The 20,531-nt window shown below is 64.8% G+C and carries 15 protein-coding genes and 1 tRNA gene; 9 read left to right on the top strand and 7 right to left on the bottom strand.

Annotation, left to right across the window (positions count from 1 at the left end):
• The first annotated feature begins 151 nt into the window (after window positions 1-151).
• Both JS536_RS06875 and JS536_RS06870 read left to right on the top strand, forming a co-directional pair.
• Window positions 152-1,480, top strand: coding sequence for an ATP-binding protein (locus tag JS536_RS06875; protein WP_240544303.1), 1,329 nt, complete (start codon window positions 152-154; stop codon window positions 1,478-1,480).
• Window positions 1,477-2,187, top strand: a complete 711-nt coding sequence (locus JS536_RS06870) for a response regulator transcription factor (RefSeq protein ID WP_214356333.1) — start codon at window positions 1,477-1,479, stop codon at window positions 2,185-2,187. Before JS536_RS06875 ends, JS536_RS06870 begins: the two co-directional genes overlap by 4 nt.
• 132 nt (window positions 2,188-2,319) lie before the next feature.
• Here the strand turns inward: JS536_RS06870 and galE are convergent, their stop codons facing one another.
• The 3 genes from galE to serS form a co-directional block, all read right to left on the bottom strand.
• Window positions 2,320-3,345 (bottom strand): UDP-glucose 4-epimerase GalE, encoded by a 1,026-nt coding sequence (gene galE, locus JS536_RS06865; RefSeq protein ID WP_214356332.1) that lies wholly within the window; start codon window positions 3,343-3,345, stop codon window positions 2,320-2,322.
• Window positions 3,346-3,578: 233 nt separating this feature from the next.
• A tRNA-Ser gene (locus JS536_RS06860) sits at window positions 3,579-3,663 on the bottom strand.
• Window positions 3,664-3,847: 184 nt separating this feature from the next.
• Entirely contained in the window at window positions 3,848-5,134 is a 1,287-nt protein-coding gene (gene serS, locus JS536_RS06855) for a serine--tRNA ligase (RefSeq protein ID WP_214356331.1), read from the bottom strand.
• Between the two features lie 177 nt (window positions 5,135-5,311).
• On the opposite strand from serS, the gene JS536_RS06850 reads away from it, so the two are divergent.
• Entirely contained in the window at window positions 5,312-6,496 is a 1,185-nt protein-coding gene (locus JS536_RS06850; protein ID WP_214356330.1) for a diacylglycerol kinase family protein, read from the top strand.
• A 42-nt stretch (window positions 6,497-6,538) separates the two neighbouring features.
• On the opposite strand, the gene JS536_RS06845 is transcribed toward JS536_RS06850, so the two are convergent.
• Together JS536_RS06845 and JS536_RS06840 are read right to left on the bottom strand one after the other, a co-directional pair.
• The gene (locus JS536_RS06845; RefSeq protein WP_214356329.1) at window positions 6,539-7,384 is read right to left on the bottom strand and encodes a PRD domain-containing protein; all 846 of its coding nucleotides are present in this window, start codon (window positions 7,382-7,384) and stop codon (window positions 6,539-6,541) included.
• 78 nt (window positions 7,385-7,462) lie between these two features.
• The gene (locus JS536_RS06840) at window positions 7,463-9,883 is read right to left on the bottom strand and encodes a glucose PTS transporter subunit IIA (RefSeq protein WP_346427466.1); all 2,421 of its coding nucleotides are present in this window, start codon (window positions 9,881-9,883) and stop codon (window positions 7,463-7,465) included.
• Between the two features lie 357 nt (window positions 9,884-10,240).
• On the opposite strand from JS536_RS06840, the gene JS536_RS06835 reads away from it, so the two are divergent.
• The 4 genes from JS536_RS06835 (at window position 10,241) to rpiA (ending at window position 15,832) form a co-directional block, all read left to right on the top strand.
• Window positions 10,241-11,725 carry a sugar porter family MFS transporter gene (locus tag JS536_RS06835; RefSeq protein WP_214356328.1) on the top strand — a complete coding sequence of 495 codons (1,485 nt, stop codon included), beginning with the start codon at window positions 10,241-10,243 and terminating at the stop codon, window positions 11,723-11,725.
• A gap of 157 nt (window positions 11,726-11,882) precedes the next feature.
• Window positions 11,883-13,559 carry a phosphoglucomutase (alpha-D-glucose-1,6-bisphosphate-dependent) gene (pgm, locus tag JS536_RS06830; RefSeq protein ID WP_214303952.1) on the top strand — a complete coding sequence of 559 codons (1,677 nt, stop codon included), beginning with the start codon at window positions 11,883-11,885 and terminating at the stop codon, window positions 13,557-13,559.
• Window positions 13,560-13,840: 281 nt separating this feature from the next.
• Complete coding sequence (locus tag JS536_RS06825; RefSeq protein ID WP_214356327.1) at window positions 13,841-14,968, top strand: ribonuclease HI; 1,128 nt, start codon at window positions 13,841-13,843, stop codon at window positions 14,966-14,968.
• Window positions 14,969-15,133: 165 nt separating this feature from the next.
• Window positions 15,134-15,832, top strand: a complete 699-nt coding sequence (gene rpiA, locus JS536_RS06820; RefSeq protein WP_214303954.1) for a ribose-5-phosphate isomerase RpiA — start codon at window positions 15,134-15,136, stop codon at window positions 15,830-15,832.
• A 303-nt stretch (window positions 15,833-16,135) separates the two neighbouring features.
• Here the strand turns inward: rpiA and JS536_RS06815 are convergent, their stop codons facing one another.
• Both JS536_RS06815 and JS536_RS06810 read right to left on the bottom strand, forming a co-directional pair.
• Window positions 16,136-16,225, bottom strand: a complete 90-nt coding sequence (locus JS536_RS06815) for an AURKAIP1/COX24 domain-containing protein (RefSeq protein WP_004268639.1) — start codon at window positions 16,223-16,225, stop codon at window positions 16,136-16,138.
• Between the two features lie 222 nt (window positions 16,226-16,447).
• Window positions 16,448-17,083: a hypothetical protein gene (locus tag JS536_RS06810; RefSeq protein ID WP_214356326.1), complete on the bottom strand. Its 636-nt coding sequence runs from the start codon at window positions 17,081-17,083 to the stop codon at window positions 16,448-16,450.
• Window positions 17,084-17,241: 158 nt separating this feature from the next.
• Between JS536_RS06810 and JS536_RS06805 the strand changes: the two genes are divergently transcribed.
• Both JS536_RS06805 and JS536_RS06800 read left to right on the top strand, forming a co-directional pair.
• Window positions 17,242-18,759, top strand: a complete 1,518-nt coding sequence (locus JS536_RS06805; protein ID WP_214356325.1) for an AAA family ATPase — start codon at window positions 17,242-17,244, stop codon at window positions 18,757-18,759.
• Window positions 18,760-19,138: 379 nt separating this feature from the next.
• Window positions 19,139-20,455, top strand: a complete 1,317-nt coding sequence (locus tag JS536_RS06800) for an adenosylhomocysteinase (RefSeq protein WP_240544296.1) — start codon at window positions 19,139-19,141, stop codon at window positions 20,453-20,455.
• The last annotated feature ends 76 nt before the right edge of the window (window positions 20,456-20,531 follow it).

Raw genomic sequence — 20,531 nt, 5'->3', positions numbered from 1 at the left:
CCCCGGAAACACCCTGATTGTTCCCTGAACCCGTGTTGAAACCCCGGTGCCAAAGCCCTGAACGCGGCACAATGGAGGCATGACCTTCCCCATACAGACCGGCGCGGCCGGGCAGACACAGTCGCAGGCGGCTTCGCGGCCGTTGCCGCCGATGCTCCCTGCACGGCTGCCGTTGATGCGGCCGAAACGCGGCCGATGGCTGACCGGCGTGTGCAAGGGCATCGCCCTTCATCTGAGGGTGTCCGTGGCGTGGGTGCGGCTGGCGTTCGTGCTGCTGACGATGGTGTACGGGGCCGGCATCATCGGCTATGTGTTCCTGTGGATTTTCATGCCGGCAGGCGACCCGGTGGCGGCGGCCGCGGCCTCAGCGGCGTCAGTGCCGGTGGGCCAGGCGCCGCTGTCGCGCGGCAATGCGGGGCTTCCCGGCGATATGGCGGACGGCGGCGACGGCATCGCCGCGGCGACACCGGAATCGTTGGCGGATGCGGTCAGACGCGCCCCCAAGCCGGCGCTGGTGGCGTTGAGCGGCGTGCTGCTCATGGGCATCGGACTGTTGCTGGTAAGCACCGGCGTGGATAGCGCGGTGATCCTGCCGCTGCTGCTGGGCATGGCGGGCATCGCGTTGGCATGGATGAACCTCACGCCGCACGGCACGCAGCTGTTGTCCATGCTCGGCGGCATCGTGCTGATTTTCTGCGGCTGGGCGCTGTACGTGTCCAACGTGACGTTCGTGGGGTGGGGCACCTCGCCCCGACGCATCATGTTCTCGGGGTTCGTGATGCTGGTGGCTACCGTGGTGGCGGTCATGCCCTGGGCCAACGCGATGCTGCAGCAGCTCTCGCATGAGAAGGCGCTCAAGGAGCGTGAGGAGGAGCGCGCGGATATGACCGCGCACCTGCATGATGGCGTGTTGCAGACGTTGGCGTTGATCCAGCTGCATGCCAAGGAGCCGGACACCATCTTCACGCTGGCCAGGGCCCAGGAGCGCGAGCTGCGCGAATGGCTGTACCAGGAGCGGTCCGCCTCGGATCGTTCGGTGAGCGCCGGTCTCAAGAAGATCGCGGCCGAAGTGGAGGATGGGCACGGCAAGCCCATCGAGGTGGTCATCGTGGGGGACGCCCGTCCCAGCGCCCAGACGGATGCGCTGCTGGACGCCACGCAGCAGGCGTTGGTCAATGCCGTGACGCACGGCGGCGAGCCGATTTCGCTGTACTGCGAGGCCGGGGCCACGCTGGTGGAGGCGTTCGTGCGCGATCACGGCCCCGGTTTCGATATCGACGCGATTCCGCCGGACCGGCTGGGCATCCGCGAATCGATCATCGGCCGTATCAAACGGCGCGGCGGTACAGTGGAGATCGTGTCCAGACCCGGCTGGGGCACCGAGGTCCGTATGCATATGCCGATCGCGCTGCACGCCACGGCGCAGTCCGCAACGCAAACCACACCGCAACCTGCGGCGCAACAAGGAGAGACAGCATGAACGAGGAGCAATCCACGAGGATTCGCGTGGCCGTGGTGGACGACCATGAGATGTTTCGCGCGGGGGTGATCGCCACGTTGCGCGATTCCTTCGACATCGTGGGGCAGGCGGCGGACGTGCCGGGATCGGTGGCGATGATCGCCCAGACCAAGCCGCAGGTGGTGCTGCTGGATGTGCATGTGCCGGGCGGCGAGGGCGGAGGCGGGGCCGAGATCCTGCTGAAGTCGCGCCCCTACTCCCCCGATACCGTGTTTTTGGCGCTGTCCGTCTCGGATGCGCCGCAGGACGTGGGCGCGGTGATCCGGGCCGGCGCGCAGGGGTATGTGACCAAGACCATCACCGGCGCCGATCTCATCTCCTCCATCAAGCAGGTGCATGAGGGGTATGCGGTGTTCTCGCCGAAGCTGGCGGGATTCGTGCTCTCCGCGTTCCAGGGCTCAGGCGGCGGGAACGGCTTCGGTGCCGTCGGCGGGGCTGGCTCGCAGGCCGGTGGGCCGGTGCGCGACGAGGAGCTGGACCGGCTTTCCGCCCGCGAGCAGGAGGTGATGCGGCTCATCGCCCGCGGATACACCTACAAGGAGGTGGCGGCGGAGCTGTTCATCTCCATCAAGACCGTGGAGACGCATGTGAGTTCGGTGCTGCGCAAGCTGCAGCTGTCCAACCGGACCGAGCTGACGCGCTGGGCCGCCGACCGGCGCATCGTGTGAGTTCGTGTGAGTTCGTATGAGTTCGTATGAGTTCGTATGAGCTTATGTGAGCTCACGGAAAAGAACAGCGGGCCTCCGCCGCGTACGACATGCGTATGCGGCGGAGGCCCGCTTTCGTCTCATCGGACGAAATCACTTCTCGGCGTCGCGGAAACCGTTCGGGTTCTTGGTCTGCCAGTTCAGGGAGGAGGCGGCCATGTCGTCGATGGTCAGCTCGGCCTTCCAGTCGAGGTCGTGCTCGGCCTTGGAGGCGTCCGCGTAGCAGGCGGCGATGTCGCCGGGGCGGCGGGGCTTGATCACGTAGGGGATCGGGTGACCGGCGGCCTTTTCGTAGGCCTTGATGACCTCGAGCACGGAGTAGCCGTGGCCGGTGCCCAGGTTGTACGTGAACACGCCGGGCTTCTCGATGTGGTCGATGACGGCCACGTGGCCCTTGGCGAGGTCCACCACGTGGATGTAGTCGCGCACGCCGGTGCCGTCGTGGGTGTCGTAGTCGTCGCCGAAGACCTGGACGGCCTTGAGCTCGCCGATGGCCACCTTGGCCACGTACGGGGTCAGGTTGGCCGGGATGCCCTTCGGGTCCTCGCCCAGCAGACCGGAGGCGTGGGCGCCGACCGGGTTGAAGTAGCGCAGCAGCACGATGGTCCACTCCGGGTCGGCCACGTGCACGTCGCGCAGGATCTGCTCCTGGAACAGCTTGGAGGTGCCGTACGGGTTGGTGGTGCCGCCGGTCGGGGTCTCCTCGGTGATCGGCAGCTCCTTCGGGTTGCCGTACACGGTGGCGGAGGAGGAGAAGATGATCTTCTTGACGTTGTGGGCGCGCATGACCTTGAGCAGCACCAGCGTGGAGTACAGGTTGTTGTCGTAATACTCGATGGGCTTGGCCACGGACTCGCCCACGGCCTTGAGGCCGGCGAAGTGGATGACCCAGTCGATGGGGTTCTCGTCGAAGATCTTGTTCATCAGGGCTTCGTCACGCACGTCGCCGTCGTAACGCTTGATCTTCTTGCCGGTGATCTGCTCGACGCGGTCCAGCGCGACCGGCGAGGAGTTGCCGTAATTATCGACGGAGACGACGTCGTATCCCTTTTCCAGCAGCTCGACATCGGTATGGGTGGCGATGAAGCCCGCGCCGCCCGTAACCAGAACAGTGGTCATGTTTCCTCCTTGAAGTATCTTGCCTTCGACTTCCTAGTGTACTACAAGAAGAAGCAAAATGTGCGTTTTTGTCCGTTTTTGTGCGCGAATTTTCTGTTAAACGGAAATCTCACATTCATTATGATACTTTTCGCACATTCTGCAAGGATTCGGGCTTGCGCCGGAACGCGCGGCGCGAGGTAAACACAACGCAAAAGGGGCTCCGTCCATAACGAACGGAACCCCTTGGCCTGCGGACAGAGCGAGATTCGAACTCGCGGAGGGTCGCCCCTCAACGGTTTTCAAGACCGTCTCTTTAGACCGCTCAGACATCTGTCCTTGTGCGCGCGATGGCCGAAGCCAAAAGCGCACGATGTTCAATTATACAGCTGGGGTGGCCAGAGGGTTTGAGCTCATACCCATCGCAGCCGGAATCGCTTTATACGCAATGTCCTATCCGCGTGACTACCCCTCAGTCAGCTGCGCTGACAGCTCCCCTGACAAGGGGAGCCAGGAAGGGGGATCAGGCCTCCCACTTGGTGGGCTCGATGACTTCCTTGCCGCCCATGTACGCGCGCATGGCCTTCGGGATCTCGATGGAGCCGTCCTTCTGCTGGTGGTTCTCCAGGATGGCGACCAGCCAACGGGTGGTGGCCAGCGTGCCGTTGAGGGTGGAGACCGGACGGGTGCCGCCGTCCTCCATGCGCTCGCGGATGTTCAGGCGGCGGGCCTGGTACTCGGTGCAGTTGGAGGTGGAGGTCAGCTCGCGGTAGCGGCCCTGGGTCGGTACCCAGGCCTCGCAGTCGAACTTGCGGGCGGCGGAGGAGCCCAGGTCGCCGGCGGCGGTGTCGATGATGCGGTACGGCACCTCGACCTTGGCGAGCATCTCCTGCTCCATCTCCAGCAGGTGCTGGTGCTCGGCGTAGGAGTTCTCCTGCTTGGCGTAGACGAACATCTCCACCTTGTCGAACTGGTGGACGCGGATGATGCCGGAGGTGTCCTTGCCTGCGGCGCCGGCCTCGCGGCGGTAGCAGGAGGACCAGCCGCAGTAGCGCAGCGGGCCGTTGGACAGGTCCAGGATCTCGTTCTCGTGCATGCCGGCGAGCGCCACCTCGGAGGTGCCGACCAGGTACTGGTCGTCGGGCTCGCGCAGACGGTAGATCTCATCGGAGTGGGAGTTCAGGAAGCCGGTGCCGCGCATGACCTCGGGGCGCACCAGCGTCGGGGTGATGGCCAGCGTGAAGCCGTGCTCCTCGGCCTGGTCCACGGCCATGGTGAGCATGGCGATCTGCATGCGGGCCACCTGGCCACGCAGGAAGTAGAAGCGGGAGCCGCCGACCTTGACGCCGCGGCGCATGTCGATGCCGGCCACCTCGGTGCCCAGGGTCAGGTGGTCCTTCGGCTCGAAGCCCTCGGCCGCGAAGTCGCGGATCTGGCCGACCTTCTTGACGACCACGTAATCGTCCTCACCGCCTTCCGGGGCCTCCGGCTCGACGATGTTGGACAGCTTCCACATGGCGGTGGTGTATTCCTCGGCGGCGGAATCGGCCTTGGACTTGAACTCGGCCACCTTGGCGGCGAGCTCCTTGGTCTCGGCGATGAGCTTGGCCTTCTCCTCGGCCGGAGCGGCGGCGACCTTCTTGCCGATCTCCTTCTGCTGGGCGCGGGCCTCCTCGAAGGCCTTCAGGGCCTCACGACGGGTGGTATCGGAGGAGAGCACCTCGTCGACGAGTTCCACGGACTCGCCGCGCTTGCGCTGGGATTCCTTGACGATATCGGTGTGTTCACGGATGAATTGAATATCAAGCATGCGCCTAACACTACCGCCGTAAGCCGACACGCGGCGTCCGCTTCGCCCTGGCCCGTGCAGGCGGCGACGTTCCCCGGGAAGACGCTTCCCGGCCGGTAGCCGCCCAACGTGCACAAACTGTTCATGTTCGCGCAACTTTCACCGCTTGTCCCGACGGTCACGCTAACAATAGGAATCATGTCTCAGCCTGCCGTCACCGCGCTCATCGTCGCCGTCGTTATCCTCGTGATCGTGGCCATCGCCGCCGCAGTCCTCGCGCTGCGCGCACGCCGCCGCCGCAAACTGGCGGAGTCGCTGGAGAAGCGGCGTGACGACGAGGTGCAGTACGCCTTCGTGATCAACCCCTCCAAGCCGCAGGCGGCGGCCCAGCGACTGCATATCCAGGAGTTCTGCGAGGCCAAGGGGCTCGACCGCATCCGCTTCTACGACACCCAGCTCGACAAGGACGGCCGCGTCTGCGCGCTGGAGGCGCTGCACGACGGCGCGGACGTGGTCATCGCGGTGGGCGGCGACGGCACCGTGCGCACGGTGGCGAGCGCCGTCTCCGGCACCGGCCATGCGCTCGGCATCATCCCGATCGGCACCGGCAATCTGTTCGCCCGCAATATGGGCATTCCGGTGGACGACATCGACGCGGCGCTCACGGTGGCTACCTCGCATGGCTCGCGCCTGGTGGACATGGGCCGTCTCACGCTGCTCGACCATCCGGAGGACGACCACGGCCATGCCTTCCTCATCATCGCCGGCGTGGGCTTCGACGCGGCCATGATCGACGACACCGACCCCGAGCTCAAGCGCAACATCAGCTGGCTCGCATACTTCGCCGGCGGCATCAAGAACCTGTTCGCCCCGAAGTTCCGCGGCGACCTGACCATCACCAGCGCCGACGGCTCGGCCCACACCATCAACAACCTCAAGTTCCGCACGGTGATGGCCGGCAACTGCGGCCAGATTCCCGTGTTCTCGCTGATGCCGGCCGCATCCTACGACGACGGCATCCTCGATTTCGAGATCATCGACACCACCGGCGGCATCCTGGGTTGGGCGAACCTGTTCGGCGACGTGGTGCATCAGACCATCACCGGCAAGCCCGAGCAGAACCCGCTGTCCACGAACTCCACGATGGAGCAGGTGCAGGGCGTTTCCGCGGAGATCACCTTGGAGAAGCCGGCCAAGGCGCAGGTGGACGGCGATATGCTGCCCGAAACCCGGCACATCCGCTTCTCCGTGGACCATCGCGCGCTCATCGTGCGCGTGCCGGCATCCTCGCTGTCCTCGCTGGAGAAGACCGCCCAGGTGGCCGCCGCGAACGCCACCGCCGATTTCGCGGAGAACACCAGCATCCTCGAGCCGGTGCGGTAAGCGGTCAGGCCACCGGACCGCGGAACCGGCCGCGAGGGCCGCCTACCGCCGTTCCCCGTCCGAGGTGACCCTCGCCACGTGCATCGCGAGATACGCCACCTCGTCCTCGCTGATGTCCGCGTCGAGCCGCAGTTCAAGCAGCCGTCTGATGGTCGCCGCGCATCGCATGGCTTCGGGATACGCGGTGCGGATCGCGTCGACGATGGGCACCGGCTCGTCGGACAGCTGCCGGTTCTGGTGGATACGGATGAACAGGTACCGCAGATGCGTGATGAATCGGCCGACGTTGACCGATTCCCGGTCGAGCGTGATGCCGTAGCTGTGTTCGATGATGTCCAGCATCTGCTGAATCACGCCGGTCATCGTGTACGTGTATGTCAGATCGCCGGTGGAGAATCCGGCGTTGACCAGATGCATCGCCAGTGACGTCTCCTCGCCGTCCGGCAACGGTGTGTCAAGTCCACGATTGATCGCGGCGAGTAGCGCACGTCCCTGCTCGTACTCGCGCGGGTAGAGGTTGCGCACCTCGCCGACCAGCGGGTATGTGACCTCGATACCTCTTCGCTGCCGTGCGATCGCACCGGCGATATGGTCGGACAGAGCCAGCACCAGCGTGGTGCTGGCGAGCTCCCGCTCCCCCAATCCCGCTTCCTGCATGGCGCCCACCACCGTGCGGATGGTCTCCGGGTCGATGTCCGAGAGCATCTGCGCCAGATGATCGGGGTCGCGTCCGTCCGCGGGCACGAAGGTGCGCACCACCTTCGACTCGTCCACCGTCTGGCCCGGCTTGGCCTGGAATCCCAAGCCACGGCCCGTGAGGATCACCTCGCCGCCGTCCGCCCCCTTGGCGAGCACGACGTTGTTGTTGAACACCCTCAGTATCTCCATGGCGTTCCTTCCCGCGGCCCTTGCGCCGCCATCGCCGTATCCGTCATGTCCGGCATGTCCGTCAGCCAATCCCGGCCTTTACCGTTCCACATCGATGATAGGGTCGCCGGCCGTCACATGCCGACCGGTCAGCGGCGTGACCGAGGTCATGGCTGCCGTGTTCACCACGGTCACCACCACCGCGGTGTCATGACCGGCGGCCGCGATGGCCCCGAAATCCACCCGCGCCAGCGTCCTGCCGGCATCGACCCGGTCTCCCTTGGCCGCGTCGACGGCGAATCCCTCACCGTCCATGCCCGCAGTGCCAAGACCGATGTGGACCAGCACCTCGACGCCGCCGTCGGTCTTGATGCCGAAGGCGTGACCGGTTTTGGCCACCGTCTTCAGCGTGCCGCTCACCGGTGCCAGCACAGGCACCATCGTTGACGTTGCCGGCACGATGCACACGCCCTCGCCCAGCGCACGAGATTCGAACACCGGGTCTCCGGTGGCCCCCAGATCCTCGACCCGGCCGGAGACCGGCGCGAAGATGGCGTTGGACGACACCCCAACGTCCGGGGCAGTGTGGTCAGAAGCAATGCAGGTCGCCGATTGCGAAACGAAATCGTCCTTGTCTGCCGGAACGGGACCTGCGACCGCATCATCAGACCCGGCTCCGTGCTTTCCACGCCCCACTGCATTCTCCGAAGACGGTACCGGCGTGGTTTCCGCATCATCTGCAGATTCGTCCGGCACCGGCGTGCGATACCCGAACAGCACGGTCAGCGTCATGGCCGTCGCGAACGCCACCACGATGGACAGCGCGTACACCCACATCCGGCTGAACACCGGAATCGTCAGCAGCGAAGAGAAGGCGAACGCCGTGGTCGTCACCCCGCGAATCACCCTGCCGGAAGCCAGCACGGACGGGAACAACCAGCCCAGCACCGCACTGGCCACGCCTCCCGCGGCGCATCCGGCGAGCAGCCATCGATAGACCCGGCGATGGCGCAGATGGATGCCGTACAGGCTCAGCTCCGAGACACCGCCCAGCAGCCCGGCCACCAGCGCCCCCAACGCGGTCTGGCGCATGGCCGAATCCCGCTCGCGCACGGCAAGCACCAGCACGCCGGCCGTAGCGCCGAAGCAGGCGAAATTCCACACGCCCATCGGCCCCTGCACGAAGTCGTAGCCGAGCGACTGCAGGTTCATCAGCATCAGGGCGTTGAGCGGCCAGTGCAGGCCAAGCGGCACCAGGAACGGATAAAGCATCGGGATGACGAGGGCGAACAGGAACGGCACATGCGCATCCAGCCAGGCCGTCGCCACGGCCAGACCGTCGCCCATCCATATGCCGAACGGGCCGATGGCAAGCAGCGCGATGAGATACACGACGGACAGCGAGAGGAACGGCACGAACACCATCTGCACACTGCCCGGGATGATGCGTGTAAGACCGTGGTATACGAGCGCGAGCACGGCGACCATCAGCAACGGCACGAAGATGTTGCCGCTGTAGTCGCTGAGCGTCACCCGCACTCCGAATACCGACACGCTGCCGGACAGGCCCGTGAATTGCGGGATCATAAGCGCCGCCATGATCGAGCCGCCGAGCCACGGGTCCACATGCAGCCTGCGGGCCGCGTTGTAGGCGATCATGATCGGCAGCAGCGTGAACATGCCCTCCCAGATGGTCCTGAGCAGCTTCCAACCGCTGGCATCCCCGCCGGACGGCATCAGGCCGAGCGCGATGACGACGTTGGCGATGGCGATGACCAGCGACGCCCCGAGCAGCACGCCGAGCAGCGGTCGGAACGAGTCGGACAGGTAGTCGAGGATCGCCTCGGCCCAGTCGCGTGCCGTGCGAGGCAGACGTGGCAAGTCGTTGCGTCCGGACAGGGCGAAGGCTGCGGAAAAGGCTTCGGTTCCGGCCGGGGAGTTGCAGTGTCCGGCGGAGTGCGGCGAGGCAACGGCATCAGTCCCTGCAACGGATACGGCGGATTCGTCGAGTCTGGCATTACCGGGGGTTCCGGACGGTACGGCACCGGTACGGGACTGCCCGCCATCGCCGGCGACGACGCCCGTCACCTCATCGACGCTCCCAGCACCAGACGGTTCGCCACCGGAAACCGTTGCTCGCAACCCCATGATTCGTTCGTACACCGAAGCCACCGCGCCGCCGATGATGATCTGGTACCGGCCGCCGGCACGCGGGAAAGCGCCGAGCACGCCGGAGACGGCCTCGATGCGGCCCGGATTCGTACGCCCGGGGTCCGCCAAGGCCATGTGCAGGCGGGTGGCGCAGTGGGTCAGGTCCGTGATGTTCGATGTGCCGCCGACCGCCTCGACGATGCCTTGCGCGATGTCGGCCGCGGATGCCGGCGTCTGCGATGCGGGACGCCGAGCCGGTGCCGCAACGCCAGACGCGGACGACGCCGCGGGGGCGGCGGAAGTCCCGTCGCCCATGGCCGGCGCACCCATCGCACCCGACGCACCCGTCCCGTTCCGCTCGCCTGACACGTCCCCTCCTTGTCTCCGTTTCCCGTAATTCTCCCCCATCGGCGTCGGGTTGTCCACAGGCATCCGGCGCGACGGCCTCCCGCGAAAACCGTCGCGGATTCCCGATTTCTTCGGAGTGTCGCGCACGGAAAAGTCGTATTCTATCTTTCACACGTTGCGTAGCAGGGTTGTTACTTGGAAACGAGGCAAGACCTGGAGCGATGTGGAATTTGCGTATTCACTGTTCGAATATGCGTATTCCACGTTGTTCCAGGTCTTTTTTGTTTTCCGGCGACTTGGCAATCGAAGCCGCCCCGCACGCGGCAGGGCCACGCCGGCGGGCATGGCCCGTCAATGGCGATGAAAGGACCTAAGGCAATGACGACGGCAACGACATCACCCGCAGCGATGCAGGCGGTATCCGAGACCAGCGAGATCGACGGCAACGTCGTGACGAACGCGATCGAAACCATCGAGACCATCGAATCGCGCAAATTCTCCACGCGCTGGCCCCTGAACAGCACCTTCATCTTCACATTCGGCGCGCTCGGCGGCATGCTGTTCGGCTTCGACACCGGCATCATCTCCGGCGCCTCCCCGCTCATCGAGTCCGACTTCGGCCTGACCGTCTCGCAGACCGGCTTCATCACCTCCTCCGTGCTCATCGGCTCGTGCGCCGGCGCGCTGTCCATCGGCGCGCTGTCCGACAAGTTCGGCCGCAAGAAGCTGCTCATCGTCTCCGCGATCCTGTTCCTCATCGGTTCGGGCATGTGCGCCACCTCCACCGGCTTCCTGATGATGGTCGCGGCCCGCATCATCCTCGGCCTCGCCGTGGGCGCCGCCTCCGCCCTGACCCCGGCCTACCTCGCCGAACTCGCCCCGAAGGAGCGCCGCGGCTCGCTGTCCACGCTGTTCCAGCTCATGATCACGTTCGGCATCCTGCTGGCCTACGCCTCGAACCTCGGCTTCCTGGGCCACAACCTGCTCGGCATGCGCGACTGGCGCTGGATGCTCGGTTCGGCGCTCGTGCCGGCCGCACTGCTCCTCATCGGTGGCATCATGCTGCCCGAGTCCCCGCGCTACCTGGTCAACAAGGGCGACGAACGCAACGCCTTCAAGGTACTCACCCTCATCCGCAAGGACGTCGACCAGACTCAGGTGCAGCTTGAGCTGGACGAGATCAAGGCCGTGGCCGCGCAGGACACCAAGGGCGGCGTGCGCGAGCTGTTCCGCATCGCCAAGCCGGCGCTCGTCGCCGCCATCGGCATCATGCTCTTCCAGCAGCTCGTGGGCATCAACTCGGTGATCTACTTCCTGCCGCAGGTGTTCATCAAGGGCTTCGGCTTCCCCGAGTCCGACGCGATCTGGGTGTCCGTGGGCATCGGCGTGGTGAACTTCGTCTCCACGATCGTCGCCACCATGATCATGGACAAGTTCCCGCGCAAGGGCATGCTGATCTTCGGCTCCATCGTGATGACCGTCTCGCTCGCGATCCTCGCCGTGATGAACTTCGTGGGCGACGTGGCCGTGCTCGCCGTGCCGACCATGATCCTCATCGCCTTCTACATCCTCGGCTTCGCGGTCTCGTGGGGTCCGATCGCCTGGGTGCTCATCGGCGAGATCTTCCCGCTCTCGGTGCGCGGTATCGGCTCCTCCTTCGGTTCGGCCGCCAACTGGCTGGGCAACTTCATCGTCTCCCAGTTCTTCCTGGTGCTGCTCGACGCCTTCGGCAACAACGTGGGCGGCCCGTTCGCCATCTTCGGCGTGTTCGCGGCCCTCTCCATCCCGTTCGTGCTGCGCTTCGTGCCCGAGACCAAGGGCAAGTCGCTGGAGGAGATCGAGGAGGAGATCGCCCACCGCTGACCGTCATATCAACGGGTTGCCGGTCGTTTCCGGCATCGGCTTCGAGGGTCGGCCCCCGCATTGGAGTGGGGCCGACCCTTTGTTTTTCGCACAAAAGTTGACAACTCTTAACACAGCCACGCCCGGAAACCGCGAAAAACGTGGCACAATAGGGAGCATGGTAGCAAACAATGCGGGTATGCCCGCCACCCCAGCAGATCTGATCAACGTCGATGAGGTCATCGGCAAGTACTATGACCTCGTCCCCGACCCGTCCGTTCCCGAGCAGCGTGTCATCTTCGGCACCTCCGGCCACCGCGGATCGTCCCTGAAGACCTCGTTCAACGAGGCCCACATCATCGCCATCTCCCAGGCCATCGCCGAATACCGCAAGAAGGCCGGCGTGACCGGTCCGCTGTACCTCGGCTCCGACACCCACGCGCTGTCCGGCCCGGCCAAGAAGACCGCCATCGAGGTGCTCGTTGCCAACGGCGTGCACGTGCGCATCGATTCCCGCGACGACTTCGTGCCCACCCCCGTGGTCTCCCAGGCCATCCTGACGCACAACCGCGCCGCCGATGGCACCCAGCGCTTCGAGGGCGAGGGCCTGGCCGACGGCATCGTCGTCACGCCTTCCCACAACCCGCCCACCGACGGCGGTTTCAAGTACGATCCCGTCACCGGCGGCCCGGCCCCGGCCGAGACCACCAACGCCATCGCCGCCCGCGCCAACGAGCTGCTCGGCGATTTCAAGTCCATCAAGCGCGTGCCCTACGAGGAGGCCATCAAGTCCGAGTACGTCGAGGGCTTCGACTTCCGCGAGCACTACGTGGACGATCTGGCCAACGTCATCGACTTCGACGTGATCCGCAACTCCGGCGTGCGTCTGGGCATCGACCCGCTCGGCGGCGCCTCCGTGAACTACTGGCCGCTCATCAACGAGAAGTACGGCCTGAACATCGGCGTGGTTCGCCCGGACGTCGACCCGACCTGGCGCTTCATGACCATCGACCACGACGGCAAGATCCGCATGGACCCGTCCTCCCCGTACGCCATGAAGGGCCTGGTGGACGAGCTCAACGCCGGTGCCTGGGACAAGTACGACCTGGTGGGCGGCACCGACCCGGATGCCGACCGTCACGGCATCGTGTGCCCGAACTGGGGCGTGATGAACCCGAACCACTACATCGCCGTGGTTGTGGAGTACCTGTTCGGCGGCAACCGTCCGGATTGGCCCGCCGGCGCCGGCATCGGCAAGACGCTGGTCTCCTCCTCCCTCATCGACCGCGTGGCCGCCTCCATCAACGCCAAGCTGGTCGAAGTGCCGGTCGGCTTCAAGTGGTTCGTCGACCCGCTGTTCAAGGGCGAGGTCGCATTCGGCGGTGAGGAGAGCTCCGGCATGAGCTTCCTGCGCAAGGACGGCCGCGTGTGGACCACCGACAAGGATGGTCTGATCCCCGACCTGCTGGCCGCCGAGATCACCGCCAAGACCGGCAAGAACCCGGCCGAGCTGCACAAGGACCAGGTGGCCCGCTTCGGCGAGTCCTGGTACAAGCGCGTGGACACCCCGACCACCCTCGAGCAGAAGCAGAAGTTCGCCAAGCTTTCCGGCGATGACGTGACCGCTTCGACCCTCGCCGGCGAGGAGATCACCGCCAAGCTCACCGAGGCTCCGGGCAACGGCGCCAAGATCGGCGGCCTGAAGGTCACTACCAAGGACAACTGGTTCGCGGCCCGTCCTTCCGGCACCGAGAACATCTACAAGGTGTACGCCGAGTCCTTCGAGAGCCCCGAGGCCCTCGACAAGGTGCTCGACGAGGCCAAAGTCGTGGTGGACAAGGCCCTGAGCGAGTGATTCGGGGATGATACCTGATTTTTAGGCATCACTGGGGTTCCGCTGGAATTCAAGTTCCGGCGGGACCCTTTTTCATGCCCGTTCGGCCAATGGAGCGCAGCGTGCGTTAGACCGTGCGTTAGGGTGGAGCGCATGACGATTGTTGTATCCACGGATGGGTCCGCATTGGGCAATCCGAATGCTGAGCCGTCAAGCGGAAAGTCCGGTGGACTTTCCGTAGGCGCAGTGAGCGGGCCCGCCCGCGAAGGGGCCGTTCGGATCGACCGGAAAGCGAGCAAAGCGTGACCATCACAGTATCCACAGACGGATCGGCGCTGGGCAATCCGAACGGCCCAATGGGCTGGGCGTGGGCCGACCACGAGAAGAACGCCGGTGGCAAGCCGGGTCATGAGCATGACGACCACGGCTATGACGCGGGCGGTGCCACGAACGGCACGAACCAGATCGGCGAGTTGTGCGCGGTGCTGGAGGCGCTGCGTGCGCATCCCGGCAGCGAGCCATTGCTCATCGAATCCGATTCGCAGTACGCCATCAACTGCTCGACCACCTGGGTCAAGGGCTGGAAACGCAACGGCTGGAAGAACTCGCAGAAGAAGCCGGTGAAGAACGTCGAGCTCATCAAGGCCATCGACGAGGAGATCTCCCGCCGATCCGGCCCGGTGAGCTTCAAGTGGGTCAAGGGACATGCGGGCAACGCGGGCAACGAGCTGGTGGATGAGCTGGCGCGCACCTATGCGGGCGACTGTCGGTCCGGCGCGCGCGACGGGTACCTGCCCATTGAAGGCTGGCAGTCGCTGCTGCATTCCGAATATTCCCGCGGCACCGATGTGCCGCCGGACGTGCAGCTGGTGCTGGACGGCCAGGCGGATGCGTCAAGCTTGCGCAAGCCCCTTGAATCCGGTGCTACGAAGTCCGGCAAGGGCAGCGCCAAGGACGGTGACTCCCCCGTCAAGTCGCGCGGCGGGCAATCGCTGGCCGATCTGCTGGCCGAACCGGAAGGCGTGCCGGATCTTGATTTCGGCGACCGGCCGACCGACGATATCAAAGACGCGACGAACGCGATGCGCAAGACCGATACCGAGGCAGGCACATCAGTCGCAACGGCCACCCAGCCTGCATCCCCGGCCCCCGTCAGGATTTCCAAAACCAGCAGCGCGGACGATAGCGCCGCGGCTCCGGCAAACCGACAGTCTCACGGACCTGCGCCAATCGCAACCACGCCTATGGCGGCGGCCGCGAAACCGAGCGGACTGACGGTGTCGGGCACGCTGGTCTTCTCCCCCGCACCCAAGACCAGCCCATACTTCAACGGCCAGCCGATGCCGATTTCCGGCGTCATCGACATCGAGGGATATGTGGACGGCGACGGCAATCTGACCATCACGAACGCGCCGTTCATGCGTCAGTGACGGCCGCCTGACCGGCCGCTTACTTGGCCGTCACACAACCAACATCACAAACGCCGACCAAAAGCGGACACGACGGCACAACTTCGTTCACGCGCGTTAGGATAGGAATCGGACTTCACTCCGTTAATACATCCGTGAAGCGCTGAAGGCAAAGGAGAAAACGCAATGGATAAGGCACAGCAGGATGCCCTCAAGAAGGCGGCCGGCATCGAAGCCGCCAAGCTCATCGAGAACGGCATGATCGCCGGCCTCGGCACCGGTTCCACCGTCAAGTTCCTGGTGGACGAGCTGGGCCGCCGCGTGCAGGAGGAGGGTCTTGAGTTCACGGGCGTGACCACCTCCCGTCGTACGCAGGAGCAGGCCGAGAGCTACGGCATCAAGATCGTGGACATCGACGACGTGGATCACATCGACGTGACCATCGACGGCGCCGACGAGGTGGACAAGAACTTCAACGGCATCAAGGGCGGCGGCGCTGCCCTGCTGTGGGAGAAGATCGTGGCCACCAACTCCGACAAGATCGTGTGGATCGTGGATGAGTCCAAGGTCGTGGACACCATCGGCAAGTTCCCGCTGCCGGTCGAGGTGATTCCGTTCGGCGCCGGCCACGTGGTCAAGGAGTTCGAGGCCAAGGGCTACAAGCCGGTGCTTCGTCTGGACGCCGAGGGCAAGGAGGTGCGCACCGACGAGAACAACTTCGTGGTGGACCTGCATCTGGGCCGCATCGACCACCCGCAGGAGCTGGCCGAGGATCTCATCAACACGGTCGGCGTGGTGGAGCACGGCCTGTTCCTCAACATGGTGGACAAGGTCATCGTGGGCGATCCGAACGGCCCGCGCGTGATGACCAACTCCAACAAGTGAGTCAGACCGAATCAGCCCTAATCCGGCCTGATTCGGTCTGACGAAACGGAAGCCGCCTTTCGCGTGATTCGTCGCGCGGAAGGCGGCTTCCGTTTTTTCGGGTGACGACAAAAAGAAAACTCTGTTGAACCAAGATTGACATGAATTTCATTGGACTACCCCTCCGTCGGCTCCGCCGACAGCTCCCCTGACAAGGGGAGCCGAGAAAATGGGGGGCCATCCAATCTTGGTTTAACAGAGGCAAAAAGAAACCCCGCGGCCGAACGGCTCACGGGGTTTTCAATGCCTTGATTGCAGGTAAGACTACTTACGCTGGTGGCGGGTCTTACGCAGCAGTTTGCGGTGCTTCTTCTTGCTCATCCGCTTGCGGCGCTTCTTGATGACAGAACCCATCTGAAGCCTCCATTTCGATTAATCGTAAAAGTTGCAACTCGCACAATACTACACATCCAGCCAGACAGCGGGCAATCGCATGTTGGCTGTGTCGCCGCACGCGCCTCGGCAAGGCCGTCAAAACCTTACGAAATCAACGGTTTTGACAGCCCCGGCACATCCGGCGAATTCCGTCTGACGGGTTGCGAGTCGCCTGGGCGCAAGGATGCGGTTGCGCGCGAATCACATCGGGAACTTCTGATAGAAGCGCTCGACGGCCTCCTTGGTACCGATCGCCTGGAAGACGACCGTGTCGTTCTGCCAGATGGCCACGGACTTCTTCGCGTCCGAAGCGTCCGCCTTGACCACGTAGGCTCCGGTCACGTTGCCGGAGACCTTCACGTTGCCGGAGGCCTGTTCGTCGCCGGTCTGGGCGGCGACCAGCGCGTCGTACTGCGTCTTGGCGCTGTCCGACGTGGACCACTGGGCGGCGATCAGCGTGACGTCCTTGGCCTTCTCACCGGTGGAGTAGGTCAGCGTGTACTCTTCGAGCGGCGAAGCGGCGCTCCACGTGGTGGAGGCATCCGCCTTGGCGCGCGCGTAGTTGAGCACGCTGTCCGGCATGGCCTTGAGCAGCTCGGTGGCGTCGTCCGGAAGGGCCGTCGCCTCGATGGTCGGCGTGGTCGGCTCGGCTTCCGCGGACTGCTGCTGGCTGCTGCTTCCGCCCTGGGCGGTGGTGCCGGCGTCCTTCTTGATGGCCCAGCCCGGCCAGACGAAGGCCGACAGCACTGCCAGAATGATGACGACGGCAGCGGCGATCACCACTGCGATGAGCTTGCCATGGGACTGCGTGGTCGAAGAGTTCTCGGTGTTAGTCATGCCCCTGATTCTCTCACAGCGGCGTGACGCTGGCCGGCCGTGTGATCGCGGGTTTCCGCGTCACAGGCGAATGTATGGTGAATCGATGGTTTTCGGCTTGATTCCGTCGGGTTCGGTAAAATTTTACCGTCTCGCAAAACCCGGGTTAGGGTGGAGTCATGGCGAAAACGACTGTGCAATATGTGTGTTCCGAATGCGGCTGGAACGGGACGAAATGGTATGGCCGGTGCCCCGAGTGCGGACAATGGGGCACCGTGGAGGAGTTCCATGAGTCCCGTCCTGTCGTGGGCTCGCGCACGGCGGCCCCGGGGCGCACGTCGCGCACGCAGTCGGCCGCGGTGCCGTCGGATGCCCGTGCCGCGGCTCGCCCCATCACCGAGATCGGCACGGAAACCGTGGAACGGCTGGAGACCGGGTTCTCGGAGTTCGATCGCGTGCTGGGCGGCGGTGTGGTGCCCGGTTCGGTCACGCTGATCGCCGGCGAGCCGGGTATCGGCAAGTCGACGCTGCTGTTGCAGACGGCGGGCAATATCGCGCGGGCCGTGCGCGGAGGCGAAGTTCGTCGTCCGGAACACCCTTCGGGCTTGGCCGGCTCAGCGGGCTCGGATACCGTGCTGTACATTTCCGGCGAGGAATCGCAGGCGCAGGTGCGATTGCGGGCCTCGCGCATCGACGCGGTGGAACCGAATCTGCTACTTGCGTCCACCACCGATCTGTCCACGGTGCTGGGACTCATCGAGAAGCACAAGCCGGCATTGGCGATCGTGGATTCCGCGCAGACCATCGTCTCGCAGGAGGTCGATGGCATCTCGGGCGGTTCCACGCAGGTGCGTGAGGTGGCGAGCGCCCTGATCGACACCGCCAAATCGCTCGACATTCCGGTGTTTCTGGTGGGCCATGTGACCAAGGACGGCTCGATAGCCGGCCCGCGCACGTTGGAGCATCTGGTGGACGTGGTCTGCCAGTTCGAGGGAGACAGCGAGACGGCATTGCGTATGCTGCGTGCGGTGAAGAACCGTTTCGGTCCCACGGATGAGGTGGGTTGCTTCGATATGAGCGGCGAGGGCATCGAGGAAGTCACCGATCCGGCCGGCCTGTTCCTGTCCGGTTCGGGGCCGAATGCTGCCGATGACGCGCCGATCGAGGGCACATGCGTCACGTTCACGCTGGATGGGCATCGCAGTCTGCCCATCGAGGTGCAGGCGCTGGTCACCACATCGGTGCTGCCCACTCCACGGCGTGCGGTCAATGGCGTGGATCCGAGCCGCATCGCCATGCTGACGGCGGTGCTGTACCGCCATAGCAAGCTGAATCTGCTGGCGAACGATCTGTACGTTTCCACCATCGCCGGGGGCCAGGCCAAGGAGCCCGCCTCGGATTTGGCGATCGCGAGCGCGTTGGCGAGCGCGGCCACGTCCAAACCGATAGCACGTACCACATGCGCCATCGGCGAGATCTCCCTGACCGGGCAGATACGTCCGGCGCCCCGCATGGAATACCGTCTGCGCGAAGCCGCGCGCCTCGGGTTCGCCACGGCCGTCATCGCGCCGTTGCGCAAACCGTTGCACATCGATGGGCTGCGGCTGGTGGAGGCCGGTACATTGCAGGACGCCTTGGCTGCATTGGGGCTGACTTCCGGTGCCAAGACGCCGAAACGGCAGGCGCAGGGAATGTAGGATAGCCAACATCGAAACCATCGGATAACGGAAATCACAGAACAACGGGAACGGTGATGATATGACTGGAATGGATTTTGCCACTTGGGCGATGACCTATTCACAGCGGACGAATCGGTCTGTGGCCGGCTCCCGCATGACGGTGCCGCGAACGGAGGATGCGACCGCGTTCACCGAGGCGGCGGGCCAGTGGGGCGTGGCCGTCCGGCGAACGGAACGGAACGATGTGCCGGCGAGCGGCCCGGCAGGCATGGAGCCAGGCAACGGTGATTCAGTGCACGTAGACGGTCCGGTAAGTGGAGACGGTCCGGTAAGTGGAGACGGTCCGGTAAGTGGAGACGGTTCGGCAAGTAGGGTCATCCCCGCAAGTGGGGCAATCATGGCGGCCGATGCGGACGTCACCGCGGATCTGTCCGGGACCGTCGAAGAGCCGGATTCCGTCTTGACGTTGCAGGATGTTCGCAAACTGGACGGCAGGGACGCCATCGATTACGCCGAACGGCATATGACGGTGCTGCGCACGTTGATGGACGAACTGCGGCAAGACACGGATTTCACGAACGTGCGCATCGCCGTATGTCTGGTACTGGAGCCGAAAACGGCGGTATTGCTGCGTCAGCTCAAGGCGGCCGGTGCCGTGGTCGGCGTATTCGCCGACCCTTCGGAGACGGATCAGCGGGTAGCGGAGCAGCTTCGCCGCGAGGGCATCGTCGTCGAGGCCGACGCGGGATGGTCCCCGCGGCAGACGCAGGAGGGAGCACTGCGCTTGCTGGACGAAATCCGCCCGCAGATCATCATTGATGACGGCGCGAGTTTCGCCAGGCTCGCGGCGGCCCAACGCCCGGAGCTGCTGGACGGGCTCATCGGCGTGGCCGAGGAGACGACCAGCGGCGTACGCGCCTTCCAGGCCATGCAGGAGGCGGGAGCGCTGTCGTTCCCCGTGGTCGCGGTCAATGACAGCGTGCTCAAGACCGGGTTCGACAACATGCATGGAACGGGCGAAACCTGCGTGACCACCATGCAGGAACTGCTTGGAGCGCACTGTTTCCGGGATAGGACCGTGGCGGTGATCGGATACGGGCCGGTCGGCAAGGGATTTGCGCTACGGGTCCGTGCCTTGGGTGCGCAGGTGCTGGTCTGCGACACGGATCCCGTCGCGGCGCTGAAGGCCGTGTTCGATGGTTTTGCCGCCTGCGACATCGATGATGCCGTGGCCGAGGCGGATATCGTCGTCTCCGCGACCGGTGTGCGGCACACCATCGCAGTGGAGCATATGCGACTCATGCGCGCAGGCGCGGTGCTTTCGGTGATCGGCGGCATCGCCAACGAAATCGCGCTTGACGACATTCCCGGTTTCCGGCATGACAATACGCGATCCCTCAGCACCATCGACGTGCCGGACGGCCCCGCGCTCACCCTGCTCGCACAGGGTGACGGCGTCAATTACACGGCCGGCGGCGGCAATCCCATCGAGATCATGGATCTGAGCTTCGCCGTCCAGGCGAGCGCGGTCTGTCACCTGCTCGCCCATCACCGTGACGGTCATCGGCTCAGCGCCGGCGTGCACCGTCTCGGAGCCGAGGCCGACCGCCGCATCGCCGCCGTCGCGCTGCATACGCGGGGGCAATCGGCCAGCCATGCCGTGGCCGACAACGGGTACGCCTGGAACCTCACCCGGTTCGACGACATGGTCTGAGTGCTTCTACGAAACCGCCACGACATGTCACACGACATGCCCACGCCCCATCGCGATGAAATGAGTGCCGCGAAGC

Source organism: Bifidobacterium sp. SO4 (genome assembly GCF_018555355.1).
Lineage (GTDB): Bacteria > Actinomycetota > Actinomycetes > Actinomycetales > Bifidobacteriaceae > Bifidobacterium > Bifidobacterium miconisargentati.
Note: the sequence above shows the minus strand (reverse complement) of the source record. Positions and strands in the feature narration are given on the sequence as shown.